The following is a 26,787-nucleotide window of genomic DNA, read 5'->3' on the forward strand; positions in this document are numbered from 1 at the left end:
ACGAGATCGTGGCCGTCACTCTCTATCCCATGATGGTCGACTGGCGGATCCGCTTCGGTGTACTGGCCCTTGTCTGGGGCTTCAGCTTCTTCTTCATCAAGGTCGGTACGGAAGGGTTCGCACCGTTCCAGGTGACCTTCGGCCGTCTGCTCTTCGGTACGGCGGTGCTGGCCGTCGCCATGGCGATCAAGCGCGAGCGGCTGCCGCGCGGCCGCCGCACCTGGCTGCACCTGACGGTCGCCGCGTTCCTCCTCAACTCCCTGCCGTTCTCGCTGTTCTCGTACGCGGAGCTGACGATCCCCTCCACACTGGCGGGCATCTGCAACGCCACGACGCCGCTGTGGGGCATGCTCCTCTCCCTGGTCGCGCTCTCCGAGGACCGCCCGACGCGGGTGCGCGCGGCGGGTCTGGGCATCGGCTTCATCGGCGTGCTGACGGTGCTCGGCGTCTGGCAGGGCTTCTCCGGGCTCGACGTCACCGGCACGCTGATGGCGCTGCTGGCCTCCTTCAGTTACGCGGTGGGCTGGATCTACGTCCGCCGCACGCTGGCCGGTGCGGGTGCCTCGAACCTCTCGCTCGCCGGCTCCCAGGTCGGCCTGGCGACGCTGCAACTGGCCCTGGTGACGCCGCTGTTCACCTCACTCCCCTCCTCGGTCGAGATCGGTCCGCTGCTGGCGGTCATCGCCCTGGGAGCGCTGGGCACGGGGTACGCGATGCTGCTGCAGTACGGCGTGGTGGCCGAGGTCGGCCCGACGACGGCGTCGATGGTCACGTACTTCATCCCGGTCATCGCCACGGCGGCGGGCGTCGCCCTCCTGGACGAGCAGCTCAGCTGGAACACCCCGGTCGGCGCCGTCATCGTCCTCGCGGGCGCGGCGCTCACGCAGACCCGGGGGCGGCGCGCCGGGACGACGATCGCCGTCCGCGCCTCCGGTTTCCCGAAGAACGCCCCGGCGCCGCAGCCGGCGACAGCGGTGGCCCGCCACCCGTAGGACACACCGGGGCCGGCGGCCGGCACATCATCACCTGAACCCACTCTCCATACGACCGGGTTCAGGGCCCCGCCCGCCGCACCCGCCCCCTCAGCCGTAGCTCCGCGCCGGCGCCGGTCCCGCCGCGCCCGCGACCGCGTCGGCCAGGGCCTCGACGTCCGCGACCGTCAGCCCGGAGACGGTCAGCCGGACGGCGGGCCCTGTGTCCAGCCGGAAACGCGCACCGGGGGCCACCGCCCAGCCCGCGCCGAGCAGCCGGGTCACCGCGCCCGTCTCGTCGGAGACCGGCACCCATACGTTCATCCCGCTGCGCCCGTACGCCTCGACGCCCCGCCTCCGCAACGCGCGGACGAGCCCGTCGCGCCGTTGGCCGTAGGAGCGTGCGACGACCGCCGCGTCCACCGCCCCGGTCGCCCACAGCTGCGCCACCGCACGCTGCAGCAGCCTGCTGACCCAGCCGGGGCCGAGCTGCTGACGGCCGAGGAACCGGTCGACGGTCTCGGAGTCGCCGGTGAGGGCGGCGATCCGCAGATCCGGCCCGTAGGCCTTGGCGGCGGAGCGTACGAAGGCCCAGTGGCGGGTCACTCCGGCCAGCGGATGCAGCGGCAGGTCCACGATGCCGTGCCCGTGGTCGTCCTCGACGAGCAGCACGTCCGGGTGGTCGGCGAGGACCCGTCGCAAGGCGTCGGCGCGGGCAGCGCCGACGGCGGCCCCGGTCGGGTTCTGCGCGCGATCGGTGATGATCACGGCCCGCGCGCCGTCCCGCAGGGCACGCTCCATCGCCTCCGGCAGCGGCCCCTCGTCGTCGACCGCGACCGGCACCGGCCGCAGTCCGAGCGCCGGCACGAGGTCGAGCAGGCTCCCCCACCCCGGGTCCTCGACGGCGACCGCGTCCCCCGCCCTGAGATGGACGGCCAGCACCCGCTCGATGGCGTCGAGGGAGCCCGACGCGACCGCGACCGGCCCGTCGGGCACCCCGTCGGCGTCCAGCGCGGCCCGAGCGAGCCGGGCGAACTCCTCGTCGACAGGTGCCTCTCCGTACAGTCCGGGCCGCTCGGCCTCGCGCCGCGCGGCCTCGGCGAGCGCCGCGCCCAGCGGAGGAAGCAGGGCCGGGTCCGGATTGCCCTTGCTGACGTCCCGTACGCCGGGTGGCGCCTCCACCCGGATCGACCCGCGGGCCGTCGTGGCGGGCCGGGGCCGCACCCGGCTGCCGCGCCGACCGTCCGTCTCGATGACCCCGCGCTCCCGCAGGGTCCGGTACGCGGCCGCGACGGTGTTCGGGTTCACGCCCAGCGTGAGCGCCAACTCCCGCATCGGGGGCAGGAGTCGGCCGGGCTCGAGCGCGCCCGCACCCACTCCGCGTTCGACGCTGGCGGCGATCTCCGATGCGCGACGACCTTCGATCCGATACTCTCCTAGCACAAAAGAGATTATGCACTAGTGCAATGGAGAGCGCGATGACGGATTCCTACGAGCCGACCGAGCGGACCATCCCCACCCGCTCCCGCGACCGCGCCTCGTACGACCGCGCGTCGGTGCACTCGATACTCGACGAGTCCTACGTCTGCCACCTCGGCTTCGTCCGCGACGGCGCGCCCGTCGTGCTGCCGACGCTCTACGGCCGGATCGGCGAACGCCTCTACGTCCACGGCTCCACCGGTTCGCGCCCGCTGCGCATGGCGGGCGGCGGTGGCGACGCGGCTCCCGGCCTGCGGGTCTGTCTGACGGTGACGCACGTGGACGGTCTCGTCCTGGCCCGCTCCGCGTTCCACCACTCGATCAACTACCGGTCGGTCGTGGTCCACGGCACCGCCCACCAGGTCACCGACCCCGAGGAGCTGCGCACCGCCCTCGACGCCCTGGTCGACCACGTCGTGCCGGGCCGCTCCTACGACTCCCGCCCGGCCAACGCCAAGGAGCTCGCGGCCACCGCCGTCCTGCGCCTCGACCTCGACGAGGTCTCCGCGAAGGTCCGCACCGGCGGGCCCAACGACGACCCGGAGGACGTGTCCCTCCCGTACTGGAGCGGTGTGATCCCCGTACGGAAGACCTACGGAACGCCGATCCCGGCCGACGACCACGACCCGGCCATCGCCCTGCCCGACTACCTCTCCGTCATCTGAGGCCCGCCACTGCCGATCGCCGGACGGGCCGGTGGGCGCACCCCACCGGCCCGCACCCGGCCGTCTACGCCACAGCCTCCCGCCGCCGCACCGCCGCCGACCGCGCCTCGCTGTACGCGAGCCCGGTCACCGCCGTGAGCAACAACAGCGTGCCCAGCACCGTGGCGACGGTGAGCCGCTCCCCGAGCATCCCCACCGCGATCACCGCCGCGCTCACCGGCTCGAGCAGCATGATCACGGACACGGTCGCCGCCCGGACCACCGCCGCCCCCGCGAAGTAGAGCGCGTAGGCGAGCGCGGTCGGTACCGCCGCCACGTACACCAGCAGCCCGAGCATCTCCAGATGCTGCTCGGTGTGCGGGAACAGGCCCTCGGCGGCCGCCAGCGGCAGCAGCCCCACCGTGCCGATCGCGAAGGCCCAGGTCGTCGTCGACAGCGCGTCGGAGCCACCGCCGTCGCGGCCCAGCCACCGGGTGAGCAGCGTGATGGCCGCGTATCCGGCCGCCGAGAGCACCGCGAGGACCACGCCCAGCGGTCGGACCTCGCCGCTCCCGCCGTTCAGCATTCCGCCCAGGACGAGGACGACGAGTCCGGCGAGCGCCCCGACGACTGCGGCCGCACCGCCTCGGCCGAGCCGTTCGCCCATGGTGAGCCGGGCGCCGAGCGCGATCAGTACAGGGCCCGCGCCCAGCGTGACGACCGTACCGACGGCCAGCCCGGTGGCCTCGACGGCGGCGAAGTAGGCGCTCTGGAAGAAGGTCAGCCCGACCCCCGTACCGAGGATGCGGATCAGCCGTCGCCGGCGCGGTTCCGCCACCTCGGCGGCGGGTCGCGCGGGCCGCAAGGCCAGCGCCCCGAGCAGCAGCACCAGGCCGCCGACACAGCGCCAGAAGGACATGGCCAGCGGGCCCATGTCGCTGACCCGGAAGACCAGCGAGGCCGCGGCCCCGGCCGTGCCCCAGGCGATGCCGGCGACGATCAGATAGAGGAGGCTCCGCCCGACGGCAGGCATGGCTGCGGCGGACGCGGAGGAGGAATTCGACACGTGCTTCTCCGTGTGAAGACGGGGTGGTGTGGTCGCTGGAATCCGCACGCGGGCAGCGACGAGCCGCTCGGGGACTGCCCGAGCCCGGTCTTCGTCAGGGAGAGTGCCGCCCGCGCCTAGGCGGCGGGAGGCGGAAGTACGGTCGAATGCATGATCGGCACCTTACGGGGCGGTTCGCCCGGCCGACAACTCGGATTCACGTGCGCTCGGCCCGGACCCGGCCACCGGCTCCGTCGAGGCCGGCTTGGGCGTCGACGACTGGGCGATGAACGCGCCGACCAGGACCACCGCGCCACCGATGATCTGCGGCGCCGCCAGGTGTTCACCGAGCAGCACCCACGCCAGCACGGTCGCGATCACGGCTTCCAGACAGGCGACGACACCGGCCACCTGCGGGGAGAGCTTCCGCACGGAGACGATCCCGGTGATGTAGGCCAGGACCGTGGCGATCAGCACGATCCACCCCAGGAGCAGCCAGGCGGCCACGCCCGTCCCGTTCATGTCCGCGTCGCCGCCGAGCAGGGACCACTGCATGCCCCACGGGCGGGCGACGACGGTGAGCACGAGCGCGCCGATGAGCAGCCCGTACGCGATGACGCCCAGCGGGTCGACCGGGTCGGACTCGTCGCCGCCGTGGTCCGAGAGGACGAAGTATCCGACCTGGCAGCAGGCGGCGCCGAGCGCGAGCAGCAGTCCGATCAGGTCGAAGCTGAGCCCCGACCAGACCTGCACCACACACGCCAGGCCGCCGACGGCGAGGACGACGCCGATCGCGGCGGCGCGGGTGACCGGCCGGCGCTGGACGAAGCGGACCCAGCCGAGGACGAGGGCGGGGGCGAGGTACTCGATGAGCAGCGCGACCCCGACGGGGATCCGGGAGATCGAGGCGAAGTAGAAGGCCTGGACGCCCGCGACGGCGAAGAGTCCGAAGCCGGCGAGGAGCGCGGGCCTGCGGCGCAGGAGGTCGCGGTGGCGCCAGGCCACCGGCAGCATGACGAGGGCGGCGCCGGCCACCCGGAGCCACACCACATGGAGCGGGTCGAGTCCCGCTTCGATGAGCGGCTTCGCCGCCACACCTGAACCACCGAATGCGAAGGCCGAGGCCAGGGCGAGTCCCAGGCCGGCGCTTCTCCCCTGAGACGCGTGCATCGGGCCATCATGACAGGACGGCGTCAGGCGTGTAACCCCCGTTACACCTGTTGAGACAGCTCGCCGACCCGGTGGGCCAGCACGAGCGGATCGACCCCCGCCCGGCCGAGCACCTCGACGGCCCGGCACTCCCGGTCCGCGGCCATCACGGCCAGCAGGTCGAGCCCGGTCGCGCGGGAATCGCCGCGCAGCGCGGCCCGCTCCCAGGCGCGGCCCATGGCGGCGGCCGCCGCGGGCGACCAGCCGTCCGCCGCCCGATCGGCGTCCCGTACGACGGCCAGGGTGCCGGAGTCCTCGACGGAGCCCTGCCAGCGCAGGCCGTAGCCGATGGAGCGCTGGACGAGGTAGCCGAGCACGCGCGCGAGCTGTGGCCGGCCGTCGAACGCGGCACCGACAGCGGGGTCGGACTCGATGAGGGAGTGGAGCAGATGGGCGGTGTCGATCTGCCGGTCCCCGTCGCGCAGGGCTCTGCGGCGCGCGCTCGCCACGACTGTCGCGAGTTCGGGGGTGAGGCGGCCGAGATGGATCTCCGGGCGGCGGGCCACGGGCTGCCGGGGCACGCGAGGGACGGGACTATGCACCCTTCCACCTCATCAGCCCCGGGCGGCCGGAGCATCCCCGGCGAGAAGCATGTGCGCATCCCACCCGAGTTGGGCACGGACGAGCGGTCTCTCCTCCCTGGGGAGGAGATTTCGGGGGTTCTCCCCCTGAGGGCGCGCGCCGCCTTGCTTTGCGCCCCACATGCAACCAGGGCGCCCTCCGGCTTCGTCCCCTCAATATGTTCTGGATGGTCGCCCTGCTCGCACTCGACGGGCGGCAGTACGTCTACCGCGTGTACGCACCGCGGGAAGCGCTGCCGGCCGACCTCTTCTGGGCCGCGTTCCACTGCCACGACGAGAGCGGCGGACCACGGGCCTCCGACTGGTTCGACTCCGCGCAGATGTGGTGGATCGGCGACGCCGAAGAACTGACGGTTCATCAGTATTGAATGTTCACGAGCACACGGCTACGTTCCGTCGACACCGAGGACCGACAAGAACACGTGCACACGTGAACCCGTGAAGGGGTGGTCGTATGGCCGAAGTCAGCGCGGAGGCACGCATCGAGGCGCCGGCGGAGAAGGTCTGGGCGCAGCTGACGGACTTCGCCTCGTACGCAGAGTGGAACGCCACCCACACCAGCTTCCCGAACGGGGGGCCGGCCTCGCTGGAGACGGGGGCGACCTTCGCGGAGAACATGAAGCTGATGGGGTTCCCCGCCGAGGTGACCTGGACGGTCGAGGAGCTGGAGCCCGCCCGGGTACTGGCCATCCGGGGCAAGGGCCCGATGGGGGTCGAGGTCGCCACGCGCTACTCGCTCGCGGCGGAGGGGGACGCCACCACGGTCCGGATCGACGGCACGTTCACCGGCGCGGCCGTCTCGCTGATGGCGGGCAAGCTGAAGGACTCGGCCACCGCGGCCCTGAACGAGTCCCTGCGGAAGCTGGCCGGCCTGGTGGCCTGACACGGATCGGATCCAGGACACGGCGAGGGCCCCGCGGCACAGCGCCGCGGGGCCCTCGATCCATCCGGTCCGTCCGCTCAGTGCTCGTCGGCCAGGATCAGGTACAGCTTCTTGCGGGCCTCGTTGATGACCTCGACGGCCTTCTCCCGCTGCTGCGCGCTGCCGGTCTTCCAGACCTGCCCGAACGCCTCCATCAGACCGAAGCCGGCTTGTCGGACCTCGTTCAGGGCCTCCCAGTCGACCCCGCGCCCGGCCTCTTCCCACGGGGCTTCCGGCCCGGACTCGGCCTCGGCGCGGCCGGCCTCGGTGAGCGTGAACAGCTTCTTGCCGCCGTCGCTCGCGCTGGTGATCAGGCCCTCGTCCTCGAGAAGCTGAAGGGTCGGGTAGACGGAGCCGGGGCTGGGCTTCCACGCCCCGCCGCTGCGCTCGCCGATCTCCTGGATCATCTCGTACCCGTGCATCGGGCGGTCCTTCAGCAGCGCCAGGATCGAGGCGCGCACGTCGCCGCGCCGCGCCCTTCCCCGGCCGCCGCCGTGACCGCGCCCACCGGAGAAGGGGCCTCCCCGGAACGGTCCGCCGCCGAAGCCGGGCCCGAAGGGGCCGAAGGCGGCACGCCGCCCCTCGAACTCACCGCGCGGTCCTCCCCCACCACGAGGGCCGGGTCCGCACTCTCCATGTCCGTGTTCGTGTCCATGTGAACGCATCGCAACGCTCCTTCCATCGGGTGTACGTCTTCGAACTGTCGCGATGCCTCAACGATATATCGGAACAGGTCGTTTGCCAACGCTCATCCGGTCCAGTCGTCCCGGATTGGCCTTGGCCTGCGGCTTTACCGCCCCGGTACGGTCCGTGCCATGCGGATCCGAATCGTCGACGCCTTCACCGACCGCCCCTTCTCCGGCAATCCGGCAGGGGTCCTCCTCCTCGACTCCTTCCCTGACGACCACTGGCTCCAGAAGGTGGCCGCCGAGGTCAACCTCTCCGAGACCGCCTTCGCCCACCCCCTGCCGCCCGGCGGCGAGGCCGACTGGGCCCTGCGCTGGTTCACGCCGACCACCGAGGTCGACATGTGCGGCCACGCCACCCTCGCCACCGCCCACGTCCTGCACACGACCGGCGCCGCGACGGGCACCGTCCGCTTCGCCGCCCGCTGTGGCATCCTCAGCGCCACCGCCGCGGACGACGGCACCATCACGATGGACTTCCCGACCTCCGCGCTGACCCCCGTGCCGGCCCCGGACGGCCTGGAGAAGGCGCTGGGCGCGGCGGTCGTCTCCGTCCACGACACCGCGGCCCACATCGGCGACCTGGTCGTCGAACTGCGCGACGAGGCGACCGTCCGGTCCCTGGAGCCGGACTTCGCGGCCCTGGTGCACCTCTCCGACCGGGGTGTCATCGTGACCGCCGCGGCCGAACGGCCCGAGCGCGGTTACGACTTCGTCTCGCGCGGCTTCTTCCCCGGCCTCGGGATCGACGAGGACCCGGTCACCGGCAGCGCCCACACCGCGCTCGCGCCGTTCTGGTCCGCGCGCTTCGGCCGCGACGACCTGACCGGCTTCCAGGGCGGCGCCCGCACCGGCGTGGTCCGCACCCGGCTGCGCGGCGACCGCACCCTGCTGACCGGCCACGCGGTCACCGTCATCGACGGCGACCTGCACGCCTGACCGCACGAAACGACACCGGGACCACCGGAACCACCGGGACACGAAGAAGGGGCGTACGGCCGTCGCCGTACGCCCCTTCCCTTTTCACACCTCTACGCGGTGGGCAGCCAGCCCACCTTCCCGGCCAGCAGCCCGTAACCGACGAAGGCCACGATGTCGAGGAGCGCGTGCGCCACCACGAGCGGGCCCACCCGCCCCCAGCGGCGGTAGAGCAGCACGAAGACGACGCCCATGACGACGTTCCCGACGAAGCCACCGATCCCCTGGTACAGGTGGTACGAACCACGCAGCACCGCGCTCGCCACCAGGGCCGCCATGGGTGACCACCCCAACCGGTCGAGCCGGCGCAGCAGATAGCCGACGACGATGACCTCCTCCAGTACGGAGTTCTGCACCGCCGACAGGACCAGGACGGGGTACTTCCACCACACGTCCGGCAGCGACTCGGGCACGACCGTCAGATTGAAGCCGGCCGCCCGCGCCGCCAGGTAGAAGGCGAGCCCGGCGCTCCCGATCCCCGCGGCCACCAGGGCTCCCCGTCCGAGATCCGGCCAGGGCCGGGCCCGGTCGAAACCGATCGCCCGCAGCCCGGACCCCTCACGCAGCAGCAGATGGGCGACGAGCACGACCGGTACGAGCGCCGTGGCGATGCCGAAGAGCTGCCAGGCCAGATCGAGCCACGGCCGGCCGGGAGCGTACGAGCCGTTGAGCGTCGCCGCCTGCTCCTTCAGCCCGCCGGGCTTGGTCAGCGAGCCGACGAAACTGATGAGGGACGACACCGCGCTCGCGCCGAGGGAGAGAGCCAGGACGATCAGGGTCTCGGACCGCAGGACCTTGCGCGGCAGGCCGTCGGGGGGAAGAGAATCGGCGACCACTCGTTGCTCCGACACCACACCTGTCTCCACTTCCCCATCGCGTTCCGGGTACGGAGATCATGCGCGACGGGCCGGGCCGGACGCCATTCCGGGTCCGTGAGCGATGCCTCGGGGGTGTCGTGCCGATCAGGCCGGGCTCGCGTGCCCTGGTGCCGCTCCCTTGTAGCCCTTCGGGCACGGGAGGCGGCCCCACCGCGTCGTCTCCCTCCTCCGCCTCGCGATCCGTCCCCTGGGCCCTGGCGGGCCTGGGGAGACCCCATGCACCAGACCCCGCTCCCTGATCCGGCCTGGCCGACAAGACACCCCCTAGTCGATCCCCACCGGCCACCGGTGCACCGGTTCGCCGCCGTGCATCAGCTCGGCGTACCGGCGGGTCGTGGCCGCCAGGGCCGCCTCGCGGTCGAGGCCGGACTCCCGCGCGCGGCGGAAGGTGTCGGCCTGCCAGGACGCGCCGTTGACCCGTCCTCGACAACGCTCCTCGATCACGCCGAGGTAGAAGTCCCGGTCGGCCGGCTCGACGTGCCAGGCGTCGAGCCCCGCCGCGGCCAGCGGCAGCAGCTCGTCGAGGACGAGGCGTACCGCGGGCACCGGCGCGACCCCGCCCGAGCGCCCCGGCCGGGGCCAGCGCAGCTCCGCCTCGATCCCGTGGCGACAGGCGAGGTCGAAGTTCGCGGCGGCGTCCTCGAACGCCAGCCTCTTCCACACGGGCCGGGTCTCCTCGGCCAGCGCCCGCACGAGCCCGTAGTAGAAGGCCGCGTTGGCGACGACGTCGGTGACCGTCGGTCCGGCCGGCAGCACCCGGTTCTCCACCCGCAGATGCGGGACCCCGTCCACCCAGCCGTAGACCGGCCGGTTCCAGCGGTAGACCGTCCCGTTGTGCAGGACGAGCTCCTGCAGACGCGGCACCCCGCCCCGGTCGAGGACGAGGAGCGGGTCCTCCTCGTCGCAGATCGGCAGCAGCGGGGGAAAGTACCGCAGGTTCTCCTCGAAGAGGTCGTACGCCGAATCCACCCACCGCTCCCCGAACCAGGTGCGCGGCCGCACCCCCTGCGCCTGGAGCTCCGGCGGCCTGGTGTCGGTCGCCTGCTGGAACAGCGGCGGACGGGACTCGCGCCAGAGCTCCCGGCCGAAGAGGAACGGCGAATTGGCACCGACCGCGATCTGCACCGCCGCGACCGCCTGGGCCGCGTTCCACACCGCCGCGAACCGGCCCGGGGTGACCTGAAGGTGCAGCTGGACGGAGGTACAGGCCGCCTCGGGCACGATCGACGTGGAGGTGCAGGTGAGCCGCTCCACGCCCTGGATGTCGAGGGCGAAGTCCTCGCCCCGGGCGGCGACGATCTGGTCGTTGAGCAGGGAGTACCGGTCGACGGCCGAGAGGTTCTCGAAGACGAGATCATGCTGGGCGAGCGTCGGCAGAATTCCGATCATGACGACGCCCGCGTCGACTTCGCGGGCCTTGCGGTCGGCATATCCCAGACCCGTCCTCAGCTCTTCCGCGAGCCGGTCGAAAACGCGGCCGCCGAGACGGTGCGGAGCGATGTTCACTTCGAGATTGAACATTCCGAGTTCGGTCTGGAAATCGGTGCTCGCAATGCGCTTGAGGACCTCGCCATTCACCATACGGGGCATGCCGTCCGCGCCCGCGAGATTGAGTTCGATCTCCAGGCCCATCAGATTCTGCGGACGGTCGAACCTCTTCTCCGCCAAGAGCCTCGCGAGCCCCGCCAGACACTGCTGGAGCTTCCTTCGGTACCTCTGCCGATCGGACAGGTCGAACCCGTCTGCCACGACCTTCTCCCCCATCGAAGCGTCCCTCCCCGATTGGGCGGCCACGGCGACGGCCGCGCGCGTCACGGACGATGATGCCCCGGCCGAATGATCCATAACGCCTGCGGACCCACTCCGTCGACCGGTAAGCTGGATTGAGCAATCCCCCGACACGTCCCGGGGGCACTCGGCACATGACATATTCCGCGGACATAATCGCGGAAAGCATGGGGTCGATATTTGGCCGTCCAAAGCGGCGACGACGTCGCAGGCAGGCGGAGTTCCCTCCCCACAAAAGGAGCGAATCACCGCTGGAACAAGGCCGGATGAGGTCTTGCTCGCAATATCGGCGACAGCTAGCGGAAACACTGCGTGAACACGTCTCGTATAAACTCTGCGCACGAGGCAGAGTGTTGGCGCCCGGCCATGGCTTCATGGCCCCTTCAGGCCCGGCAGCCCACAGCGCCGTCGTACCTGCCCACGCATCACCGTGTCTCCTGAGCGAGAGGCGACCCACCATGCTCCGACCCTCCCCGGCCCCTGCGCCGGCCCTGCGCAGCGTCCTCGCGGCCCTCGGTTCCCCCACCGCCGTCCGCGAAGCACGAACTCCCGCCCTCCGGTCCGCCCAGGGGCCACTGAGCCCCGAGCTGCCCCTGCCCGTTCATGTCCTCGACGTACGGGACCAGGTCACACCGCCCGGGCAGGCGCCGCGCACGCGGCTGACCGGCTGGCGCTTCCTGATCCGGGGCACCGACCGGGCCGTCGCCGCCGCCGACACCATGCTCACGCCCGACGGCTGGTCCTTCTCGCACTTCTTCGAGGGCCCGTACGTCACCGCCACCGAACGCGCCCTGCTCCAGGCCGAAGCGCTGCCGGCGACGTACCAGCCGCGCCTGCTCTCCGTACCGGAGCTGTACATGCTGACCCTGTGGCTCCACGGGGACACGGAGGCCGACGGGGCATCGACCTCGCCCGCACCCGCCGACCTCCTGATCCCGCTCGCCCCGGCGCCGCCGGGCATCGCCGCCCACCGTCCGCACCAGGTCGCCGACCTGCTGCCCATCCTCACCCTGCGCCTCGCGCCGCCGCCGCTGTTCGGCACGCCGGCGCCGGCCTGAACCACCGCAACCGGTACCGCACACGCCCCACACCTGCGCATACGCCCCGCGGCCGGCCGGGCCGCGGGGCGCCGTGCTGCCCGAACACCGCGGTCGAACACCCCGCCCCGTACGGACTAGCCCACCAGGGCTACCCCGAACCATCCGAAAAGACCGCCCAGTTGAGCTGAACCGCCCACGCGGGTGATACGTCTTCATGCAGTAGGAAGAGCTGCCGTGAAATACCTGCGGATCGACGTCCGTGGGGGAACACTGGACCAACCGAACCGACAACGGGGGGCGGCCATGAGCACCGCATCGAGCCGCAGGACGACAGACACCACGACGCAGCGAAAGAACCCACCCATGTGCCAGCACCAGCCAGCCTGTCCGACCGCCGACTCCGCCGACCGGGAGGCGGCCCGACTGATGGCGCACCACCCCGAGCAGGGCTGGAGCCTGCTGTGCAACGGGGTCCTGCTCTTCGAGGACACCGGTGAACTGCTGCCGGACGGACAGATCATCGCCCCGCACCGGCCGCTGACGGCAGGCCGGGTGACGACCGCCGCCTGACCGCGGGAGGCACACGACAAGGGCCGGCCCGGAGGAATCCTCCGAACCGGCCCTGAAACATGCTCAGTTGCCGAGGGAACTCAGCTCATGCTCAGTTGTCGTACGCGTCCAGCGGCGGGCAGGAGCAGACCAGGTTGCGGTCACCGAACGCACCGTCGATCCGGCGGACCGGCGGCCAGTACTTGTCCGCGGCGGACACGCCGGCCGGGAAGACCGCCTCGTCACGGCTGTACGCGTGGTTCCACTCGCCGCCCAGCGCCGCCGCGGTGTGCGGGGCGTTGCGGAGCGGGTTGTCCTCGGCGGGCCACTCGCCCGACGCGACCTTCTCGATCTCTCCGCGGATCGCGATCATCGTGTCGCAGAAGCGGTCGAGCTCGGTCAGGTCCTCGGACTCGGTCGGCTCGATCATCAGCGTGCCGGCCACCGGGAACGACATCGTCGGCGCGTGGAAACCGTAGTCGATCAGGCGCTTGGCGATGTCGTCGACGCTGACGCCGGTCGCCTTGGAGAGCGGGCGCAGATCGACGATGCACTCGTGGGCGACCAGACCGGCCGGGCCGGTGTAGAGCACCGGGTAGTGCGGCTCCAGGCGCTTGGCGATGTAGTTCGCGGCGAGCACGGCGACCTGCGTGGCGCGCTTGAGGCCCTCGCCGCCCATGAGACGCACGTACGACCACGAGATCGGCAGGATGCCGGCCGAGCCCCAGGGGGCGGCCGAGATCGGGCCGACACCGGTCTCCGGGCCCGCGGAGGGCTGGAGCGGGTGGTTCGGCAGGTACGGGGCGAGGTGGGCGCGGACGCCGACCGGACCGACACCGGGGCCGCCACCGCCGTGCGGGATGCAGAAGGTCTTGTGCAGGTTGAGGTGCGAGACGTCGCCGCCGAACTTGCCCGGCTTGGCGAGACCGACCAGCGCGTTGAGGTTGGCGCCGTCGACGTACACCTGACCGCCGGCCTCGTGGACCTCGGCGCAGATGTCGGCGACGTGCTCCTCGAACACGCCGTGCGTGGACGGGTAGGTGATCATCAGCACGGACAGCTCGTCGCGGTACTGCTCGATCTTGGCGCGCAGGTCCGCGACGTCGACCTCGCCGTCGTCGGCGGTCTTGACGACGACGACCTTCATGCCGGCCATCACGGCGCTCGCGGCGTTGGTGCCGTGCGCGGAGGACGGGATGAGGCAGACGGTGCGCTGCAGGTCGCCGTTGGCGCGGTGGTAGGCGCGCACGGCCAGCAGACCGGCCAGCTCGCCCTGCGAACCGGCGTTGGGCTGGATCGACACCTTGTCGTAGCCGGTGACCTCGGCGAGGCGCTCCTCCAGCTCGGTGATCAGCGTGAGGTAGCCCTGCGCCTGCTCGACCGGGGCGAAGGGGTGCATCTGGCCGAACTCGGGCCAGGTCACCGGCTCCATCTCGGTCGTCGCGTTCAGCTTCATGGTGCAGGAGCCGAGCGGGATCATGCCGCGGTCCAGCGCGTAGTCGCGGTCGGCGAGCTTGCGCAGGTAGCGCAGCATCGACGTCTCGGAGCGGTGCGCGTGGAAGACCGGGTGGGTGAGGTACGCGTCGGAGCGCAGCAGCGCGGCGGGCAGCGCGTCCTCGGTGGCGGTGTCCAGGGCCTCGATGTCGGCGTCGACACCGAAGGCGCTCCACACGGCGGCGACCTGGGCGCGACCGGTGGTCTCGTCGCACGAGACCGACACGTGGTCGGCGTCGACGAGGTACAGGTTGACCCCGGCCTCACGGGCGGCGGCGACGGCCTCGGCGGCCTTGCCCGGCACGCGGACGGTGAGGGTGTCGAAGTACGAACCGTGCACGACCTCGACGCCACCGGCGCGGAGACCCGCGGCGAGGACGGTGGCGTACCGGTGGACGCGCTGGGCGATCTGCTTCAGACCGTCGGGGCCGTGGTAGACGGCGTACATGCCGGCCATGACGGCGAGCAGCACCTGCGCGGTGCAGATGTTGCTGGTGGCCTTCTCGCGGCGGATGTGCTGCTCGCGGGTCTGCAGCGCCAGGCGGTACGCCCGGTTGCCGTCGGCGTCGACGGAGACGCCGACGAGGCGGCCGGGAAGGGAGCGGGCGTGCTTGTCCTGGACTGCCATGTAGCCGGCGTGCGGGCCGCCGAAGCCCATCGGGACACCGAAGCGCTGGGTGGTGCCCACGGCGATGTCGGCCCCCAGCGCACCGGGCGAGGTGAGCAGCGTCAGCGCGAGCAGGTCGGCGGCGACGGTGACGATCGCGCCGAGCTCGTGGGCGGCGTCGACGAGCGGCTTGATGTCACGGACGGCACCGGACGCGCCCGGGTACTGGATGAGCACGCCGAAGACGCCGCGCTCGGCGATCTCGGCGGGGATGCCCTCGGACAGGTCCGCGACGACGACCTCGACACCGGTCGGCTCGGCACGGGTCTCGATGACGGCGATGGTCTGCGGCAGGGCGTCGGCGTCGACGAGGAAGACACCGTTCTTGACCTTGCCGACGCGACGGGACAGCGCCATGGCCTCGGCGGCCGCGGTGCCCTCGTCGAGCAGCGAGGCGCCGGAGGTGGGCAGACCGGTGAGGTCGGCGACCATCGTCTGGAAGTTGAGCAGCGCCTCCAGACGGCCCTGCGAGATCTCCGGCTGGTACGGCGTGTACGCCGTGTACCACGCGGGGTTCTCCATCACGTTCCGGAGGATGACCGGCGGGGTGAAGGTGCCGTAGTAGCCGAGGCCGATCATCGGGGCGAGGACCTGGTTGCGGTCGGCGAGCGCGCGCAGCTCGGCGAGGACCTCGGCCTCGGTGCGGGCGGCGGGCAGGCCCAGCGCCTCGGCGTTCTTGATCACGTCCGGCACGGCGGCGGCCGTGAGCTCGTCGAGCGAGCCATAGCCGACCTGCGCGAGCATCTTGGCCCGTGCTTCGGCGTCGGGCCCGATGTGCCGCTGCTCGAACGGGATGCCCTGTTCGAGTTCGGAGAGCGGAGTGCGGTTGGCGGTCATGTACGGAGGCCTCCTGGTCGTCACGACCTGCGAGGGGCACCAACGGCGCGGGTGCCCGGACGGCCTCCCCCTCTGTCATCTCAACCTGAGAGCTTCACCGGCATGCCGAAGAGGCGCGCCGGTTTTCACCGTCGGTGAGAGCGGATGCCGTCGGACCTCCGCCCTGCTTTCCAGAGTGACCTCGTCCGTGCGGTACAGGGGCCTGAGAGATTCCGGGGAGGATTTGCTCCTTCGGCGCCTCCGAAAGCTTTCCTCGGAGGACTCTCCCGCACAGGGTCGACAGCCACAGCCAGCCTACCAGCGCGGTTCTCGGTCACATCGCTCAAGTGGCCGACATCCCAGATGTGCACTTTCGTATTCTTTGTAGGTCTTCGTAGACCGGGTGCGACCTGTTGGAGGGACCGTGCAGACCGACATCGATCCGCGCAGCCTGATCGGCCGCAAGGCGTACGACCGCGAGGGACACAAGATCGGGACCGTGGACGAGGTGTATCTGGACGACGCGACGGGGGTCCCCGAATGGGCCGCGGTCCGCACGGGCCTCTTCAGCCGGGACGCGTTCGTCCCCCTGGAGCCGAGCGAACTGGCCGCCGACGGCCTCCACATCCCCTACGACAGGTCTCTCATCAAGGACGCCCCGGACTTCGGCGTGGGCCGGCACCTCTCCCCCGAGCAGGAACTCCAGCTCTACCGCCACTACAACATCGCGCTCCCCCCACCCCCCCTGGACCGCGACTTCGGCCGCCTGGCGGGCCAGGAGGAGGCCTGACGCGCCCCGGCACCCGCCATCGAGGCCTGACCCGCTCCCCGCACGGCTTCGACGCTAGGCGACCGCCGCCTCGTCGTCCCCGCCCCCCACCAGGGGCAACGGCTCCCCCGCCACCAGGTCCGGATCGTCCACCAGGAACGTCCGTACCCGCCCCGGCGCCGACCCCGGCTCCTCGAAGCGCACGGTGACGCGCCCCACCCCGCTCCCCTGCACCCACCCGGCGCCGTACACCGCGTGCCGTACGTCGTGCCCGGGCGACCACCGCCGCTCCGCGGGTTCCTCCGGCTCGGGGGCCGCCGGCTCGGGCGCCTCCACCTCCACGCCCGCGGAAGGCTCCGCCGCCTGAGCGAACAGGTCCTCCTGCGTGTAGTCCGCGAGCCCGCTCACCCCCACGCCCAGCAGCCGGACACCACCCGTCGTGTCCACCCCCTCCAGCAGCCGCCCCGCGGCCTCCCTCACCACCACCGGGTCGTCCGTCGGCCCGCGCAGCGTCTCGGAACGCGTCAGCGTCGAGAAGTCGAACCGCCGCACCTTGAGGACGATCGTCCGCCCGGAGTGGCCCGAGGCCCGCAGCCTCCCCACGCACCGCTCCGCGAGCCGCTCCACCTCGGTCCGGATCCGCACCCGGTCGTGCAGGTCCACGTCGAAGGTGTCCTCCACCGACACCGACTTCGCGTCGCGCTCGGCCACCACGGGCCGGTCGTCGTACCCCTGGGCCATCCGGTACAGGGAGGCCCCGTGCGCCCGCCCCAAGAGCCGTACGAGCTCGTCCTCGCCCGCTTCCGCGAGGTCCGACACCGTCGTCATCCCGGCTCGCCGCAGATGCTCCCCGGTGGCCGGCCCCACGCCCGGCAGGATCCGCACCGACTTCGGCCCCAGCAGCTCCCGCTCGGTCCCCGGCTCTATGAGCACCAGACCGTCCGGCTTGGCCTCCTCCGAGGCGATCTTCGCCAGCATCTTCGACCCGGCGAGCCCCACCGACCCCGTCAGCCCCGTGGTGGCGAGAATGTCCCTGCGCAGCCGCTCACCGGCCTCGCGCGCGCTGTCGCTGTCGTCGGCCACACCCCCGGCCTCCAGGTCCACGAAGGCCTCGTCCAGGCTCAGCGGCTCCACCAGCGGGGACAGCCGCCCGAGCAACTCCATGACCTGCTCGCTGATCGTCCGATAGAAGGCGAAGCGCGGCACGAGATAGGCGGCGTTGGGCGCCAGGCGCCGGGCCTGCCCCATCGGCATCGCGGAGTGGACCCCGAAGACCCGTGCCTCGTACGAGGCGGTGGCGACGACCCCACGGGGGCCCAGCCCTCCGACCACCACCGGTTTCCCGCGCAGACTCGGCTTCGCCGCCTGTTCGGCGGCGGCGAAGAAGGCATCCATGTCCAGATGCAGGATCGTCGGCGCGGCTCTCACATGTCCGATGCTGCCCTACGCCACTGACAATCGGCCCGCACTCACGTACGGACGCGCCAAGGACCGCTCCGTACCGACATCGATCCGCCGGCGCGCCGATCCGCGCTCAGACCGCCCGGTCGCGCCGCCGCCGAGCGAGCTCGTCGCCCGGATTGTGGCCGATCAGCGTCTCACCGGTGTCGATGCGCTCCCCGTGCAGCTGCGAGAGCGCCGCCTCCACGTCGCGCCAGACCACGCCCACCGCGATCCCGAAGACGCCCTGCCCGCCCTGGAGCAGGTCCACGACCTCGTCGGGCGAAGAGCACTCGTAGACCGTGGCCCCGTCGCTCATCAGGGTCATCCGCTCCAGGTCCCGGAAGCCGCGGGCCCGCAGATGCTGGACGGCGGCGCGGATGTTCTGCAGCGCGACCCCGGTGTCCAGGAAACGCTTGACGATCTTGAGGACGACGACGTCGCGGAAGCTGTACAGCCGCTGCGTCCCGGATCCGTATGCCGGTCGTACGCTCGGCTCGACGAGCCCCGTACGCGCCCAGTAGTCCAATTGGCGGTAGGTGATCCCGGCCGCCGCGCACGCCGTCGGACCGCGGTATCCCACCACGTCCGTGCCCGATGCCTCGTCCGCACCCGCCGCGTCCGTACCGAAGTCGCCCACACTCTCGTGAAGCGGATACGGACCGTTCTCCCCGGGCGCCCGCCCGAGGGAGCCCCCTGCCGTACCGTCGCCGCTGCTCATCACGCCGACCCTCCGTCCTTGACCTGCCCACACGAAGGTAGGCAGTCACTCGGGGTGCGTCAACGATCGCCACACTCGGCACGCCGAGTGATAATCACCCTGAGAGTGGTTTCCCGTGTCCCTCTCCGGGGAACGGCTACTCGAATGCCCTGACGGCACCCGGCGCGCGACGGCCTCACTGGCTGCTCGAGCCGAAGTCCTCCGGGGAGATCTGGTCGAGGAACTCGCGGAACTTCTCCACCTCGTCCTCCTGCTCGTCCGGAATCGCGATACCGGCGTCGTCGAGCACACCGTCACTGCCGAAGATCGGCGTCCCGGTGCGCAGGGCCAGCGCTATCGCGTCGGACGGCCTGGCACTCACCTCCACGCCGCTGGCGAAGACCAGCTCCGCGTAGAAGACACCGTCACGGAGATCCGTGATGCGGACCTCGGTGAGCTCCTGGCCCACGGCTTCAAGGACGTCCTTGAAGAGGTCGTGCGTCAGCGGCCTGGCAGGGGCCATGCCCTGCTGGGCGAAGGCGATCGCGGTCGCCTCACCCGGTCCGATCCAGATGGGGAGGTACCGATCGCCTCCCACTTCACGCAGGAGCACGATCGGCTGGTTGGAGGGCATTTCCACCCGGACACCCACAACGTCGAGCTCGTTCACACAGCAACCCTAGGACGTGCCCGACCGGTTTGGGTAGTCGGGCCCCCGCAAGATCACTGCAGCCGGAGCCCCAGAGCGGTCTGGACCAGTGCCGCATGCAGCCGTACGGAGAGCCCTGCAAGCTCCTTGGCGGTGGCCTCCGCATGGGCTCTGGTCTGCGGATTACGGTGCCGGCGCAGCGGTGCGACCATCTGCTCGACCAGTCCCGCCTCGCGGTCGGCGGCCGCTTTGACCGCCCGGAGGTGCCTCGGTTCCAGGCCGAATCTCCCCAGATCCGCGACAAGTCTGGCCACGGTGATCGCCTCGGCGTCGTAGCCGCCCTCGGCCCCCGCGGCGATGAGCCCGTACGACTCCCACTCGGCGAGCTGCTCCTCGCTCACCTCGGCGGCGGCGAGCAACTCGGCCCGGCCCACCCGGGCGGCGGTCGGGCGGTCGCTCTCCGGCTCCCAGGCCCCGTCGAGGAGATCCCGCTGCGGGCTGGGGGACGGCAGCTTGATCTGCTCGCCCCTGGCGAGAGCGTCGAGATGCTCCCGGATGACCTTCAGCGGAAGATAGTGGTCCCGCTGCATCCGCAGGATCTGAGCCAGCCGCTCCACGTCCTGCGGGCTGAACTTCCGGTAGCCGGAGGCCGTCCTCCGGGGCTCGACGAGCCCCTCGGCCTCCAGGAACCGGATCTTGGAGATGGTCACTTCGGGAAACTCGTCACGCAACTGGTTCAGCACCGTGCCGATGCTGACCAGGCGGTCGCCCGCGGTGGCGGTGCCGTGTCCGGCACCGCCCGTCGGTGTTCGCAGCATGGACCTTCCCTGAAGGATTCCCCGAGGCGTCACGCGCCCCGCTGGCTCGAGTAGAAGACCAGCCGGTACTTGCCGATCTGCACCTCGTCGCCGTTGGACAGAACGACCGAGTCGATCGGCTCACGGTTGACGTACGTGCCGTTGAGGCTGCCGACATCGGCCACGGTGAAGCTGCCGTCCTGCGCCCGCCGGAACTCCACATGGCGCCTCGACACGGTGAAGTCGTCGAGGAAGATGTCGCTCTGCGGGTGACGGCCGGCCGTGGTCAGCTCGCCGTCCAGCAGGAAGCGGCTGCCCGAGTTCGGGCCGCGCCGCACGACGAGCAGCGCCGACCCGGCCGGCAGGGACTCGACGGCCGCCAGCGCCTCGGGCGACAGCGACGGAACGGGGGTCTGACCGGTGACCTCGGCGTCGTACGCTTCGAGGCCCGAGATCGAGATCGTCGACGTCGTCTCGGACGCGCGCTCCACGGGCGCCCCGCCCCGCAGCGGCGTACCGCAGTGGGAGCAGAAACGACTGTCCGCGGCGTTGCGGTGACCGCACCTCGTACACACCGGCATGGACGCATCCTCCTGCCGCGGCTGGCCCGCGGAGGTCTGGGTCGCATACGGATCGGGGGCGAACCCTCCACCCGTACCTGAGGTCGATGGCTCCCCGAAACCTATGCGGCCTGCACCGGCAGGGTCAACAGACGACGCGCCTTGGCCGTCGACCTCGTCACGGAACAGCGGACGCTCGCCACCCTGTTCCTCGCTCTGGGCGTGGCGCGGCGCGCGGTGCTTGGCGTTGCCGCCGTCCTCGCGTGCGCTCCTGCCGAACAACTTCGCAAAAAAACTCACGGGCGATTCCCCTTGACCGAAACAGACCCGCCCGTGGGGCAGGACGAACCCTGAATGAACACACCTGCCGACCCGGACACCTTCACAACGTCCGTATCCTCCCGACAGTTTCCACCACGCACCACGCTTGTGGTGCGGCGACCCCCCGCAACGTCTTCCCCATGTCGCGCGACCGCCACGCGGCCCCGCCTCACTGCGAGGACGACTGAGCGTAGTCAGGCCGCTTCGCAGGTCGCAAGGCGTCCACGACGATCTTCTCGGACCGGGCCACGGTCGCGGTGGCCTGCTCCTTCTCCAGTGTCTGGACGACTCCACCGGGGATGTTGAGTGCGGGCTCGAGATCCTCGGGCTTGCCGATGACCTTGAAGACGTACGGAGCGGCCACCTTCGTTCCATCGATTTCTATGTCGCCGCCCGCGCCGGTGAAGTAGCTGTCCGCGACGACCCGCACGTCGTTGATCTGGATCGCCTCGGCGCCCGCGGCCCGCAGCTCCTGGATGGCGTCGAGCAGCATGTCCGACTCCACCACCGCCGCGGCACCCGCGACGGTCAGCGTGATGCCCGGGCCCTCGGCACCGACCGTGCCGGCCAGGATCCCGAGCTGACGCTCCTTCTCCTGGGTCTGCTTACGCGCCTCCTCGGCCTGGTCCGAGCTGGACTCCAACTCGGAGCGCTGGTTCTCCAGGCGCGCCTTCTCGTCCTCCAGGCGCTGCGTACGGTCGTCGAGCTCGTCGAGGATGCGGACGAGGTCCTCCTGACGGGCGCCGCGCAGCGCGCTGTTGTCGCTGGTGGAGCGGACCTGGATGGCAAGGCCCAGGCCGAGGACGAACAGCAGGAGCGCGACGATGAGTTGGGCCCGGCTCACACGCGGCGGCCACAGCCCGGCGGCCAGCCGCTGACGCCCGGTCAGCTGCGGCTCGGGCGCGGCGGGCGCCGGAGGCGTCGCCTTGTCCTCGTCCGGGGTCTCCGGCGTCTCGGGGTGCGCGTCGTTGCTCATCGGCGTCACGCCCGGAAGACGTGCCGCCGGATGGCGGCGGCGTTGGAGAAGATCCGGATGCCGAGCACGACGACGACACCGGTCGACAGCTGCGCGCCGACACCCAGCTTGTCGCCGAGGAAGACGATCAGCGCCGCCACCACCACGTTCGACAGGAAGGAGACCACGAAGACCTTGTCGACGAAGATTCCGTCGAGCATGGCGCGGAGGCCGCCGAAGACCGCGTCGAGAGCGGCGACCACGGCGATCGGAAGGTACGGCTCGACCACCGCCGGAACCTCGGGCCGGACCAACAGTCCGACCACCACTCCCACGATCAGGCCCAGTACGGCGATCAAGATGTGCCCTTCCCTGTGTCGGCCGTGGCCTGTCCGGTGGCCCTGGCCGCCCCGGCTCCCCTCGGCTGTGCTGTACGTACGGTCAGACTCGGCGCGGCCGGCAGACGCACCTCGGCCTCGGCCGAGATGCTGGTGCGGATCCCGAAGTTCTCCTGCAGCGCGTGCAGGTACTGGCCGTCGGCGCTGTCCTGGAACGCGGTGCTCAACCGCTGCCCGTCCCCCACCGCCAGCACCGTGTACGGCGGCACCAGCGGCTTGTTGTCGACCAGTATGGCGTCGCCCGCCGCTCGGATCGCGGACAGCGACGTCAGCCGCTGGCCGTTGATCGCGACGGCCTCGGCGCCCGACTGCCACAGACCGTTGACGACCCGCTGCATGTCGCGGTCACGGACCCGGCCCGTGTCGGAGAACCCACTGCTCTCCCGGGGCCCACCGCCGCCCTGCTCGGTGCCCTTGGCGTCGTCGACCACGAGCTTCACGCCCGGACCGTGCACCGGTATCGCCCCGGAGAGGAGCGCCACCAGCTCGGCCTGGTCACCACCGTGTTGTTCGAGCGCCTTGCGCTGCCGCTCGCCCACTTCGGCGCGGATCTTCTCGACGTCCTCCTCCAGCCTGTCGGCCCCGGAGGTCTCCGCGTCGATCCGGTCGATCAGCTCCTGCCGCTCCTTGGCGACGACCGGCGCGGAGATCCGCGCCTCCGCGGCTCCCACGGTCACCACGGCCGCGGCGAGCACGAGGCCGGCCGCCAGGCCGAGCTTGGCCCGGAGCGTGCGCGGCAGACCGCCGCCCTCGGACTCGCGCCGAGCGGTCGCCTCGGCGTAGCCGTCGTCGAGCGCATGGTCGATCACGTTGTTCAGCAGCGACATGGACGCGTCCGGACGCGGGGGTGGTGATCCGGTGCTCCGAACGGGGTGCTGCTGCGACATGCCGCACATCGTCGCACGTCGGCGGGACTACCGCCGAATGGCCCCACCGAAGAACCGGGAGGCGTCCGAAGGACACCTCCCGGCTCACCCGTCCCAGGCGTCAGTGACCAGCGCTGTCGACCACGTTCGACCATTCGTCGAGCAGGGCCTGCGCGGAGGTGTCGTCGGGGCCCTCGGCCCACAGATGGGTGACGGCCTCGGCCGGGTCCGGCAGCACCATGACCCAGCGGCCGTCCGCCTCGACGACCCGTACGCCGTCGGTGGTGTCCACCGACCGGTCCCCGGCCGCCTCCACGACCCGGCGCATCACGAGCCCCTTCACGGCCCACGGCGTCGCCACGTCCCGCCGCAGGACATGGGCCCGCGGGATACGGGCGTCGATCTGGCTCAGCGTGAGCTGTGTACGCGCCACCAGCCCGATCAGCCGTACGAACGCGGCCGCGCCGTCGAAGACGCTGCTGAACTCGGGAATGATGAACCCGCCGCGCCCGTCGCCGCCGAAGATCGTGGACTCCTCCCGGCCGACCCGCGTCAGATCGTCCGGAGAGGTCGTCGTCCACTCCACCTGCGTGCCGTGGTACGCAGCGACCTGCTCGGCGATCCTCGTGGTCGTCACCGGCAGCGCCACCCGCCCGGAGCGCCGCTCGGCGGCCACCAGGTCGAGCATGACGAGGAGCGAGCGGTCGTCCTCGATGATCCGGCCCCGCTCGTCGACGAGCGACAGCCGCTCACCGACCGGGTCGAACCGCACTCCGAACGCGGCTCGCGCCGAAGCCACGATCTCCCCGAGGCGTACGAGCCCGGCCCGCCGGGTCTCCACCGTCTCCGTGGGCCTCGACTCGTCGAGTCCCGGGTTGATGGTCAGGGAGTCCACCTGGAGCCGGCCGAGGAGACTCGGCAGAACGAGCCCCGCGCTGCCGTTCGAGGCGTCCACGACGACCTTCAGACCGGCCTCGGCGATCCCGGAGATGTCGACGTTCCGCAGCAGTGAGCCGGTGTACGAGTCGAAGACGCTCGCCGGGAAGGAGAGGTCACCGATCTCGCCCGGGAACGCCCGCCGGTACTCCTGGCGCGCGAAGACCCGGTCCAGCTTGCGCTGCCCGGCCTGCGACAGGTCCGCACCGCGCTCGTCGAAGAACATGATGTCGACGGAGTCCGGCACACCGGGCGAGGTCCGCAGCATGATCCCGCCGGCGCTCCCGCGGGCGGTCTGCTGCCGCGCCACCGGCAGCGGGACGTTCTCCAGGTCGCGTACGTCGATGGCGCTGGCCTGGAGTGCCGAGATGACGGCACGTTTCAGCGCACGGGCACCTCTGGAGTGGTCACGCGCGGTGGTGACGGTCGCGCCCTTCTTCAACGTCGTGGCGTACGCCCCCGCGAGCCGTACGGCCAGCTCGGGCGTGATCTCGACGTTGAGGATCCCGGAGACCCCGCGGGCCCCGAAGAGATGGGCCTGCCCGCGCGACTCCCAGATGACGGAGGTGTTGACGAAGGCGCCGGCCTCGATGGTCTTGAAGGGGTAGACCCGGACGTTCCCCTGGACGATCGATTCCTCACCGATCAGGCATTCGTCACCGATGACGGCGCCGTCCTCGATCCGGGCGGCCCGCATGACGTCGGTGTTCTTGCCGATCACACAGCCGCGCAGATTGCTCTGCTGCCCGATGTAGACGTTGTCGTGGATGACGGCCTTGTGCAGGAAGGCTCCGCTCTTGACGACCACGTTCGAGCCGATGACGCTGTGCTCGCGGATCTCGGCCCCGGCTTCGACCTTCGCGTAGTCGCCGATGTACAGCGGCCCGCGGAGAACGGCGTCGGGAGAGACCTCCGCCCCTTCGGCGACCCACACGCCGGGCGAGATCTCGAATCCGTCGAGTTCGACGTTGACCTTGCCTTCGAGCACGTCGGCCTGTGCCTTGACGTAGCTCTCGTGCGTACCGACGTCCTCCCAGTAGCCCTCGGCGATATAGCCGTAGATCGGCTTGCCTTCCTTCATAAGCTGCGGGAAGACGTCACCGGACCAGTCGACGGAGGTGTCGGCCGCGACGTAGTCGAAGACCTCGGGCTCCATGACGTAGATGCCGGTGTTCACGGTGTCCGAGAAGACCTGCCCCCAGGTCGGCTTCTCGAGGAAGCGCTCGACCTTTCCTTCCTCGTCCACGATCGTGATGCCGAATTCCAGCGGATTGGGCACACGTGTCAGACAGACGGTGACGAGGGCGCCTTTCTCCTTGTGGAAGGCGATCAGGTCGGTGAGGTCGAAATCGGTGAGTGCGTCCCCCGAGATGACGAGGAAGGCGTCGTCCTTCAGCGCTTCCTCGGCGTTCTTCACACTTCCCGCGGTGCCGAGCGGTTTCTCCTCGTTGGCGTAGCTGAGCTCCATTCCGAGCTCCTCGCCGTCACCGAAGTAGTTCTTGACGAGCGAGGCGAGAAACTGCACGGTGACAACGGTCTCTGTGAGACCGTGCCTCTTGAGCAGTCGCAGGACATGCTCCATGATCGGCCGGTTGGCCACCGGCAGAAGAGGCTTGGGCATGCTCGAGGTCATTGGACGAAGTCGGGTTCCTTCGCCACCGGCCATCACGACGGCCTTCATGTCGGAAGCGTCCTCCTTCAAGAGACAACGGTCCTGCCGAGTTCACCTGTCTACTCGGTGGCCCTGGGGGCGTCCTCGTACATGCCGGCAACGCTGCACGGCAGAGGACAGACGGGCTCAATCGGCCGCGGTATCCGCCTTGACGAGTCGGCGGACCTGGACCACGTAGAGGATCCCTGCCCACCAATACAGAGTTGTACCCCATCCGGCGAAGGCCCACCCGAAAACTTCAGCGAGTGACGAAAGCCAGCCCGTTCCGTCACTGAGCAACAGCAGGGGGAAGGCGTACATCAGGTTGAATGTCGCAGCTTTCCCCAGGAAGTTCACCTGCGGCGGCGGATAGCCGTGCCGGCGGAGGATTCCCACCATGACCAGCAGCATCAGCTCGCGGGCGAAAAGGGCGAGGGTCAGCCACAGGGGCAGGATCTCGCGCCAGGTCAGGCCGATGAGGGTGGAGACGATGTAGAGCCGGTCGGCGGCCGGGTCGAGGAGCCGGCCGAGGTTGCTGATCTGGTTCCAGCGTCGGGCCAGCTTGCCGTCGAGATAGTCGCTGACGCCGCTGAGCATCAACACCAGCAAGGCCCAGCCATCACTGTTCGGACCGCCGAACACAGGTCGGAGAATCAGCCACAGGAAGAGCGGCACGCCCACGAGCCGAGCCATGCTCAGGACGTTGGGGATGGTGAGGACCCGGTCCGTCTGAACGCGAGTCTCCTGGACCTCCACCCGGGGGCCTCCTGTGGGAACGTGCCAATGATGCCCCCTGACCCTACCCTCAGCCACGAGGAGGGGGTGCACAGGGGTCGACTGTCCGATTTTTGAACGCAAAAATGCCTCGACCCCCGGACGAAGTCCGGGGGTCGAGGCTAATGATTGTTCGGCGGCGTCCTACTCTCCCACAGGGTCCCCCCTGCAGTACCATCGGCGCTGAAAGGCTTAGCTTCCGGGTTCGGAATGTAACCGGGCGT

General features: G+C 70.7%; 26 protein-coding genes, 1 rRNA gene and 1 riboswitch. Of the genes, 8 read left to right on the forward strand and 19 right to left on the reverse strand.

The genetic code is table 11. From position 1 onward, the window contains the following. Positions 1–29 precede the first annotated feature (29 nt). A complete protein-coding gene (locus ACFYV5_RS12985; protein ID WP_389167887.1) occupies positions 30–992 on the forward strand; it encodes a DMT family transporter in 963 nt (320 codons plus the stop codon). A 90-nt stretch (positions 993–1,082) separates the two neighbouring features. On the opposite strand, the gene ACFYV5_RS12990 is transcribed toward ACFYV5_RS12985, so the two are convergent. Next, the gene (locus ACFYV5_RS12990; RefSeq protein ID WP_389167753.1) at positions 1,083–2,414 is read right to left on the reverse strand and encodes an aminotransferase class I/II-fold pyridoxal phosphate-dependent enzyme; all 1,332 of its coding nucleotides are present in this window, start codon (positions 2,412–2,414) and stop codon (positions 1,083–1,085) included. A gap of 35 nt (positions 2,415–2,449) precedes the next feature. Between ACFYV5_RS12990 and ACFYV5_RS12995 the strand changes: the two genes are divergently transcribed. Then, on the forward strand, positions 2,450–3,115 hold the full coding sequence (locus ACFYV5_RS12995; RefSeq protein WP_355110153.1) for a pyridoxamine 5'-phosphate oxidase family protein: 666 nt from the start codon (positions 2,450–2,452) through the stop codon (positions 3,113–3,115). A gap of 64 nt (positions 3,116–3,179) precedes the next feature. Here the strand turns inward: ACFYV5_RS12995 and ACFYV5_RS13000 are convergent, their stop codons facing one another. From ACFYV5_RS13000 to ACFYV5_RS13010, 3 genes are all read right to left on the reverse strand, one after another. Beyond that, positions 3,180–4,127, reverse strand: coding sequence for a DMT family transporter (locus ACFYV5_RS13000; RefSeq protein ID WP_389167890.1), 948 nt, complete (start codon positions 4,125–4,127; stop codon positions 3,180–3,182). A 195-nt stretch (positions 4,128–4,322) separates the two neighbouring features. Beyond that, positions 4,323–5,309, reverse strand: a complete 987-nt coding sequence (locus tag ACFYV5_RS13005; protein ID WP_355110152.1) for an EamA family transporter — start codon at positions 5,307–5,309, stop codon at positions 4,323–4,325. A 41-nt stretch (positions 5,310–5,350) separates the two neighbouring features. Next, positions 5,351–5,890, reverse strand: a complete 540-nt coding sequence (locus ACFYV5_RS13010; protein ID WP_389167757.1) for a Clp protease N-terminal domain-containing protein — start codon at positions 5,888–5,890, stop codon at positions 5,351–5,353. A gap of 197 nt (positions 5,891–6,087) precedes the next feature. Between ACFYV5_RS13010 and ACFYV5_RS13015 the strand changes: the two genes are divergently transcribed. Next, positions 6,088–6,297 carry a hypothetical protein gene (locus ACFYV5_RS13015; protein ID WP_355110150.1) on the forward strand — a complete coding sequence of 70 codons (210 nt, stop codon included), beginning with the start codon at positions 6,088–6,090 and terminating at the stop codon, positions 6,295–6,297. A gap of 86 nt (positions 6,298–6,383) precedes the next feature. Beyond that, the gene (locus tag ACFYV5_RS13020) at positions 6,384–6,812 is read left to right on the forward strand and encodes an SRPBCC family protein (protein WP_389167759.1); all 429 of its coding nucleotides are present in this window, start codon (positions 6,384–6,386) and stop codon (positions 6,810–6,812) included. 77 nt (positions 6,813–6,889) lie between these two features. On the opposite strand, the gene ACFYV5_RS13025 is transcribed toward ACFYV5_RS13020, so the two are convergent. Further along, the gene (locus tag ACFYV5_RS13025) at positions 6,890–7,516 is read right to left on the reverse strand and encodes a PadR family transcriptional regulator (RefSeq protein WP_355110148.1); all 627 of its coding nucleotides are present in this window, start codon (positions 7,514–7,516) and stop codon (positions 6,890–6,892) included. Between the two features lie 150 nt (positions 7,517–7,666). On the opposite strand from ACFYV5_RS13025, the gene ACFYV5_RS13030 reads away from it, so the two are divergent. Further along, complete coding sequence (locus ACFYV5_RS13030) at positions 7,667–8,476, forward strand: PhzF family phenazine biosynthesis protein (RefSeq protein WP_389167762.1); 810 nt, start codon at positions 7,667–7,669, stop codon at positions 8,474–8,476. Between the two features lie 92 nt (positions 8,477–8,568). Here the strand turns inward: ACFYV5_RS13030 and ACFYV5_RS13035 are convergent, their stop codons facing one another. Next, positions 8,569–9,366, reverse strand: coding sequence for a CPBP family intramembrane glutamic endopeptidase (locus ACFYV5_RS13035; protein ID WP_389167765.1), 798 nt, complete (start codon positions 9,364–9,366; stop codon positions 8,569–8,571). Positions 9,367–9,657: 291 nt separating this feature from the next. Beyond that, positions 9,658–11,157 (reverse strand): glutamate-cysteine ligase family protein, encoded by a 1,500-nt coding sequence (locus ACFYV5_RS13040; protein ID WP_355110145.1) that lies wholly within the window; start codon positions 11,155–11,157, stop codon positions 9,658–9,660. A 482-nt stretch (positions 11,158–11,639) separates the two neighbouring features. Between ACFYV5_RS13040 and ACFYV5_RS13045 the strand changes: the two genes are divergently transcribed. Together ACFYV5_RS13045 and ACFYV5_RS13050 are read left to right on the forward strand one after the other, a co-directional pair. Then, a complete protein-coding gene (locus tag ACFYV5_RS13045) occupies positions 11,640–12,239 on the forward strand; it encodes a hypothetical protein (RefSeq protein WP_389167768.1) in 600 nt (199 codons plus the stop codon). A gap of 345 nt (positions 12,240–12,584) precedes the next feature. Next, positions 12,585–12,791, forward strand: coding sequence for a DUF5999 family protein (locus ACFYV5_RS13050; protein ID WP_137990635.1), 207 nt, complete (start codon positions 12,585–12,587; stop codon positions 12,789–12,791). A gap of 91 nt (positions 12,792–12,882) precedes the next feature. Here the strand turns inward: ACFYV5_RS13050 and gcvP are convergent, their stop codons facing one another. Next, entirely contained in the window at positions 12,883–15,768 is a 2,886-nt protein-coding gene (gcvP, locus tag ACFYV5_RS13055; protein WP_389167773.1) for an aminomethyl-transferring glycine dehydrogenase, read from the reverse strand. Between the two features lie 180 nt (positions 15,769–15,948). Next, positions 15,949–16,047: riboswitch (glycine riboswitch) on the reverse strand. A gap of 124 nt (positions 16,048–16,171) precedes the next feature. Here gcvP and ACFYV5_RS13060 point away from each other — a divergent pair. After that, positions 16,172–16,537, forward strand: a complete 366-nt coding sequence (locus tag ACFYV5_RS13060) for a PRC-barrel domain-containing protein (protein ID WP_389167775.1) — start codon at positions 16,172–16,174, stop codon at positions 16,535–16,537. Between the two features lie 54 nt (positions 16,538–16,591). Here the strand turns inward: ACFYV5_RS13060 and ACFYV5_RS13065 are convergent, their stop codons facing one another. The 11 genes from ACFYV5_RS13065 to rrf all read right to left on the reverse strand — a co-directional run. Then, on the reverse strand, positions 16,592–17,944 hold the full coding sequence (locus ACFYV5_RS13065) for a DNA polymerase IV (protein ID WP_389167777.1): 1,353 nt from the start codon (positions 17,942–17,944) through the stop codon (positions 16,592–16,594). Positions 17,945–18,050: 106 nt separating this feature from the next. After that, entirely contained in the window at positions 18,051–18,677 is a 627-nt protein-coding gene (locus ACFYV5_RS13070) for a MerR family transcriptional regulator (protein ID WP_355110140.1), read from the reverse strand. Positions 18,678–18,852: 175 nt separating this feature from the next. Beyond that, complete coding sequence (locus ACFYV5_RS13075) at positions 18,853–19,326, reverse strand: bifunctional nuclease family protein (protein ID WP_315894873.1); 474 nt, start codon at positions 19,324–19,326, stop codon at positions 18,853–18,855. Positions 19,327–19,379: 53 nt separating this feature from the next. Beyond that, positions 19,380–20,123, reverse strand: a complete 744-nt coding sequence (locus ACFYV5_RS13080; RefSeq protein ID WP_355110139.1) for a MerR family transcriptional regulator — start codon at positions 20,121–20,123, stop codon at positions 19,380–19,382. A gap of 29 nt (positions 20,124–20,152) precedes the next feature. Then, positions 20,153–21,070, reverse strand: a complete 918-nt coding sequence (locus ACFYV5_RS13085; RefSeq protein ID WP_389167893.1) for an FHA domain-containing protein — start codon at positions 21,068–21,070, stop codon at positions 20,153–20,155. 82 nt (positions 21,071–21,152) lie between these two features. After that, positions 21,153–21,959 (reverse strand): DUF881 domain-containing protein, encoded by an 807-nt coding sequence (locus ACFYV5_RS13090; protein WP_389167782.1) that lies wholly within the window; start codon positions 21,957–21,959, stop codon positions 21,153–21,155. A gap of 5 nt (positions 21,960–21,964) precedes the next feature. Then, positions 21,965–22,297, reverse strand: a complete 333-nt coding sequence (locus tag ACFYV5_RS13095) for a small basic family protein (protein ID WP_015032176.1) — start codon at positions 22,295–22,297, stop codon at positions 21,965–21,967. Next, positions 22,294–23,223, reverse strand: coding sequence for a DUF881 domain-containing protein (locus tag ACFYV5_RS13100; protein WP_389167786.1), 930 nt, complete (start codon positions 23,221–23,223; stop codon positions 22,294–22,296). Before ACFYV5_RS13100 ends, ACFYV5_RS13095 begins: the two co-directional genes overlap by 4 nt. Before the next feature lie 100 nt (positions 23,224–23,323). Next, a complete protein-coding gene (locus ACFYV5_RS13105; RefSeq protein WP_355110511.1) occupies positions 23,324–25,819 on the reverse strand; it encodes a mannose-1-phosphate guanyltransferase in 2,496 nt (831 codons plus the stop codon). Positions 25,820–25,936: 117 nt separating this feature from the next. Then, positions 25,937–26,545, reverse strand: a complete 609-nt coding sequence (locus ACFYV5_RS13110; RefSeq protein ID WP_355110136.1) for a CDP-alcohol phosphatidyltransferase family protein — start codon at positions 26,543–26,545, stop codon at positions 25,937–25,939. Between the two features lie 149 nt (positions 26,546–26,694). After that, positions 26,695–26,787: ribosomal RNA gene (gene rrf / locus ACFYV5_RS13115) — 5S ribosomal RNA — on the reverse strand; the annotation flags it as partial.

The sequence above is a fragment of the Streptomyces sp. NPDC003035 genome, from assembly GCF_042888285.1.
GTDB lineage: Bacteria > Actinomycetota > Actinomycetes > Streptomycetales > Streptomycetaceae > Streptomyces.

Bases quoted from the DNA above. Each gene is read 5' to 3' on its own strand.
- ACFYV5_RS12985 (WP_389167887.1), top strand. From the start codon at position 30: ATGATGGTCGACTGGCGGATCCGCTTCGGTGTACTGGCCCTTGTCTGG.
- ACFYV5_RS12995 (WP_355110153.1), top strand. From the start codon at position 2,450: ATGACGGATTCCTACGAGCCGACCGAGCGGACCATCCCCACCCGCTCC.
- ACFYV5_RS13000 (WP_389167890.1), bottom strand. From the start codon at position 4,127: ATGCCTGCCGTCGGGCGGAGCCTCCTCTATCTGATCGTCGCCGGCATC.
- ACFYV5_RS13005 (WP_355110152.1), bottom strand. From the start codon at position 5,309: ATGCACGCGTCTCAGGGGAGAAGCGCCGGCCTGGGACTCGCCCTGGCC.
- ACFYV5_RS13015 (WP_355110150.1), top strand. From the start codon at position 6,088: ATGTTCTGGATGGTCGCCCTGCTCGCACTCGACGGGCGGCAGTACGTC.
- ACFYV5_RS13020 (WP_389167759.1), top strand. From the start codon at position 6,384: ATGGCCGAAGTCAGCGCGGAGGCACGCATCGAGGCGCCGGCGGAGAAG.
- ACFYV5_RS13025 (WP_355110148.1), bottom strand. From the start codon at position 7,516: ATGCGTTCACATGGACACGAACACGGACATGGAGAGTGCGGACCCGGC.
- ACFYV5_RS13030 (WP_389167762.1), top strand. From the start codon at position 7,667: ATGCGGATCCGAATCGTCGACGCCTTCACCGACCGCCCCTTCTCCGGC.
- ACFYV5_RS13040 (WP_355110145.1), bottom strand. From the start codon at position 11,157: ATGGGGGAGAAGGTCGTGGCAGACGGGTTCGACCTGTCCGATCGGCAG.
- ACFYV5_RS13045 (WP_389167768.1), top strand. From the start codon at position 11,640: ATGCTCCGACCCTCCCCGGCCCCTGCGCCGGCCCTGCGCAGCGTCCTC.
- ACFYV5_RS13050 (WP_137990635.1), top strand. From the start codon at position 12,585: ATGTGCCAGCACCAGCCAGCCTGTCCGACCGCCGACTCCGCCGACCGG.
- gcvP (WP_389167773.1), bottom strand. From the start codon at position 15,768: ATGACCGCCAACCGCACTCCGCTCTCCGAACTCGAACAGGGCATCCCG.
- ACFYV5_RS13070 (WP_355110140.1), bottom strand. From the start codon at position 18,677: ATGAGCAGCGGCGACGGTACGGCAGGGGGCTCCCTCGGGCGGGCGCCC.
- ACFYV5_RS13080 (WP_355110139.1), bottom strand. From the start codon at position 20,123: ATGCTGCGAACACCGACGGGCGGTGCCGGACACGGCACCGCCACCGCG.
- ACFYV5_RS13090 (WP_389167782.1), bottom strand. From the start codon at position 21,959: ATGAGCAACGACGCGCACCCCGAGACGCCGGAGACCCCGGACGAGGAC.
- ACFYV5_RS13100 (WP_389167786.1), bottom strand. From the start codon at position 23,223: ATGTCGCAGCAGCACCCCGTTCGGAGCACCGGATCACCACCCCCGCGT.
- ACFYV5_RS13105 (WP_355110511.1), bottom strand. From the start codon at position 25,819: ATGAAGGCCGTCGTGATGGCCGGTGGCGAAGGAACCCGACTTCGTCCA.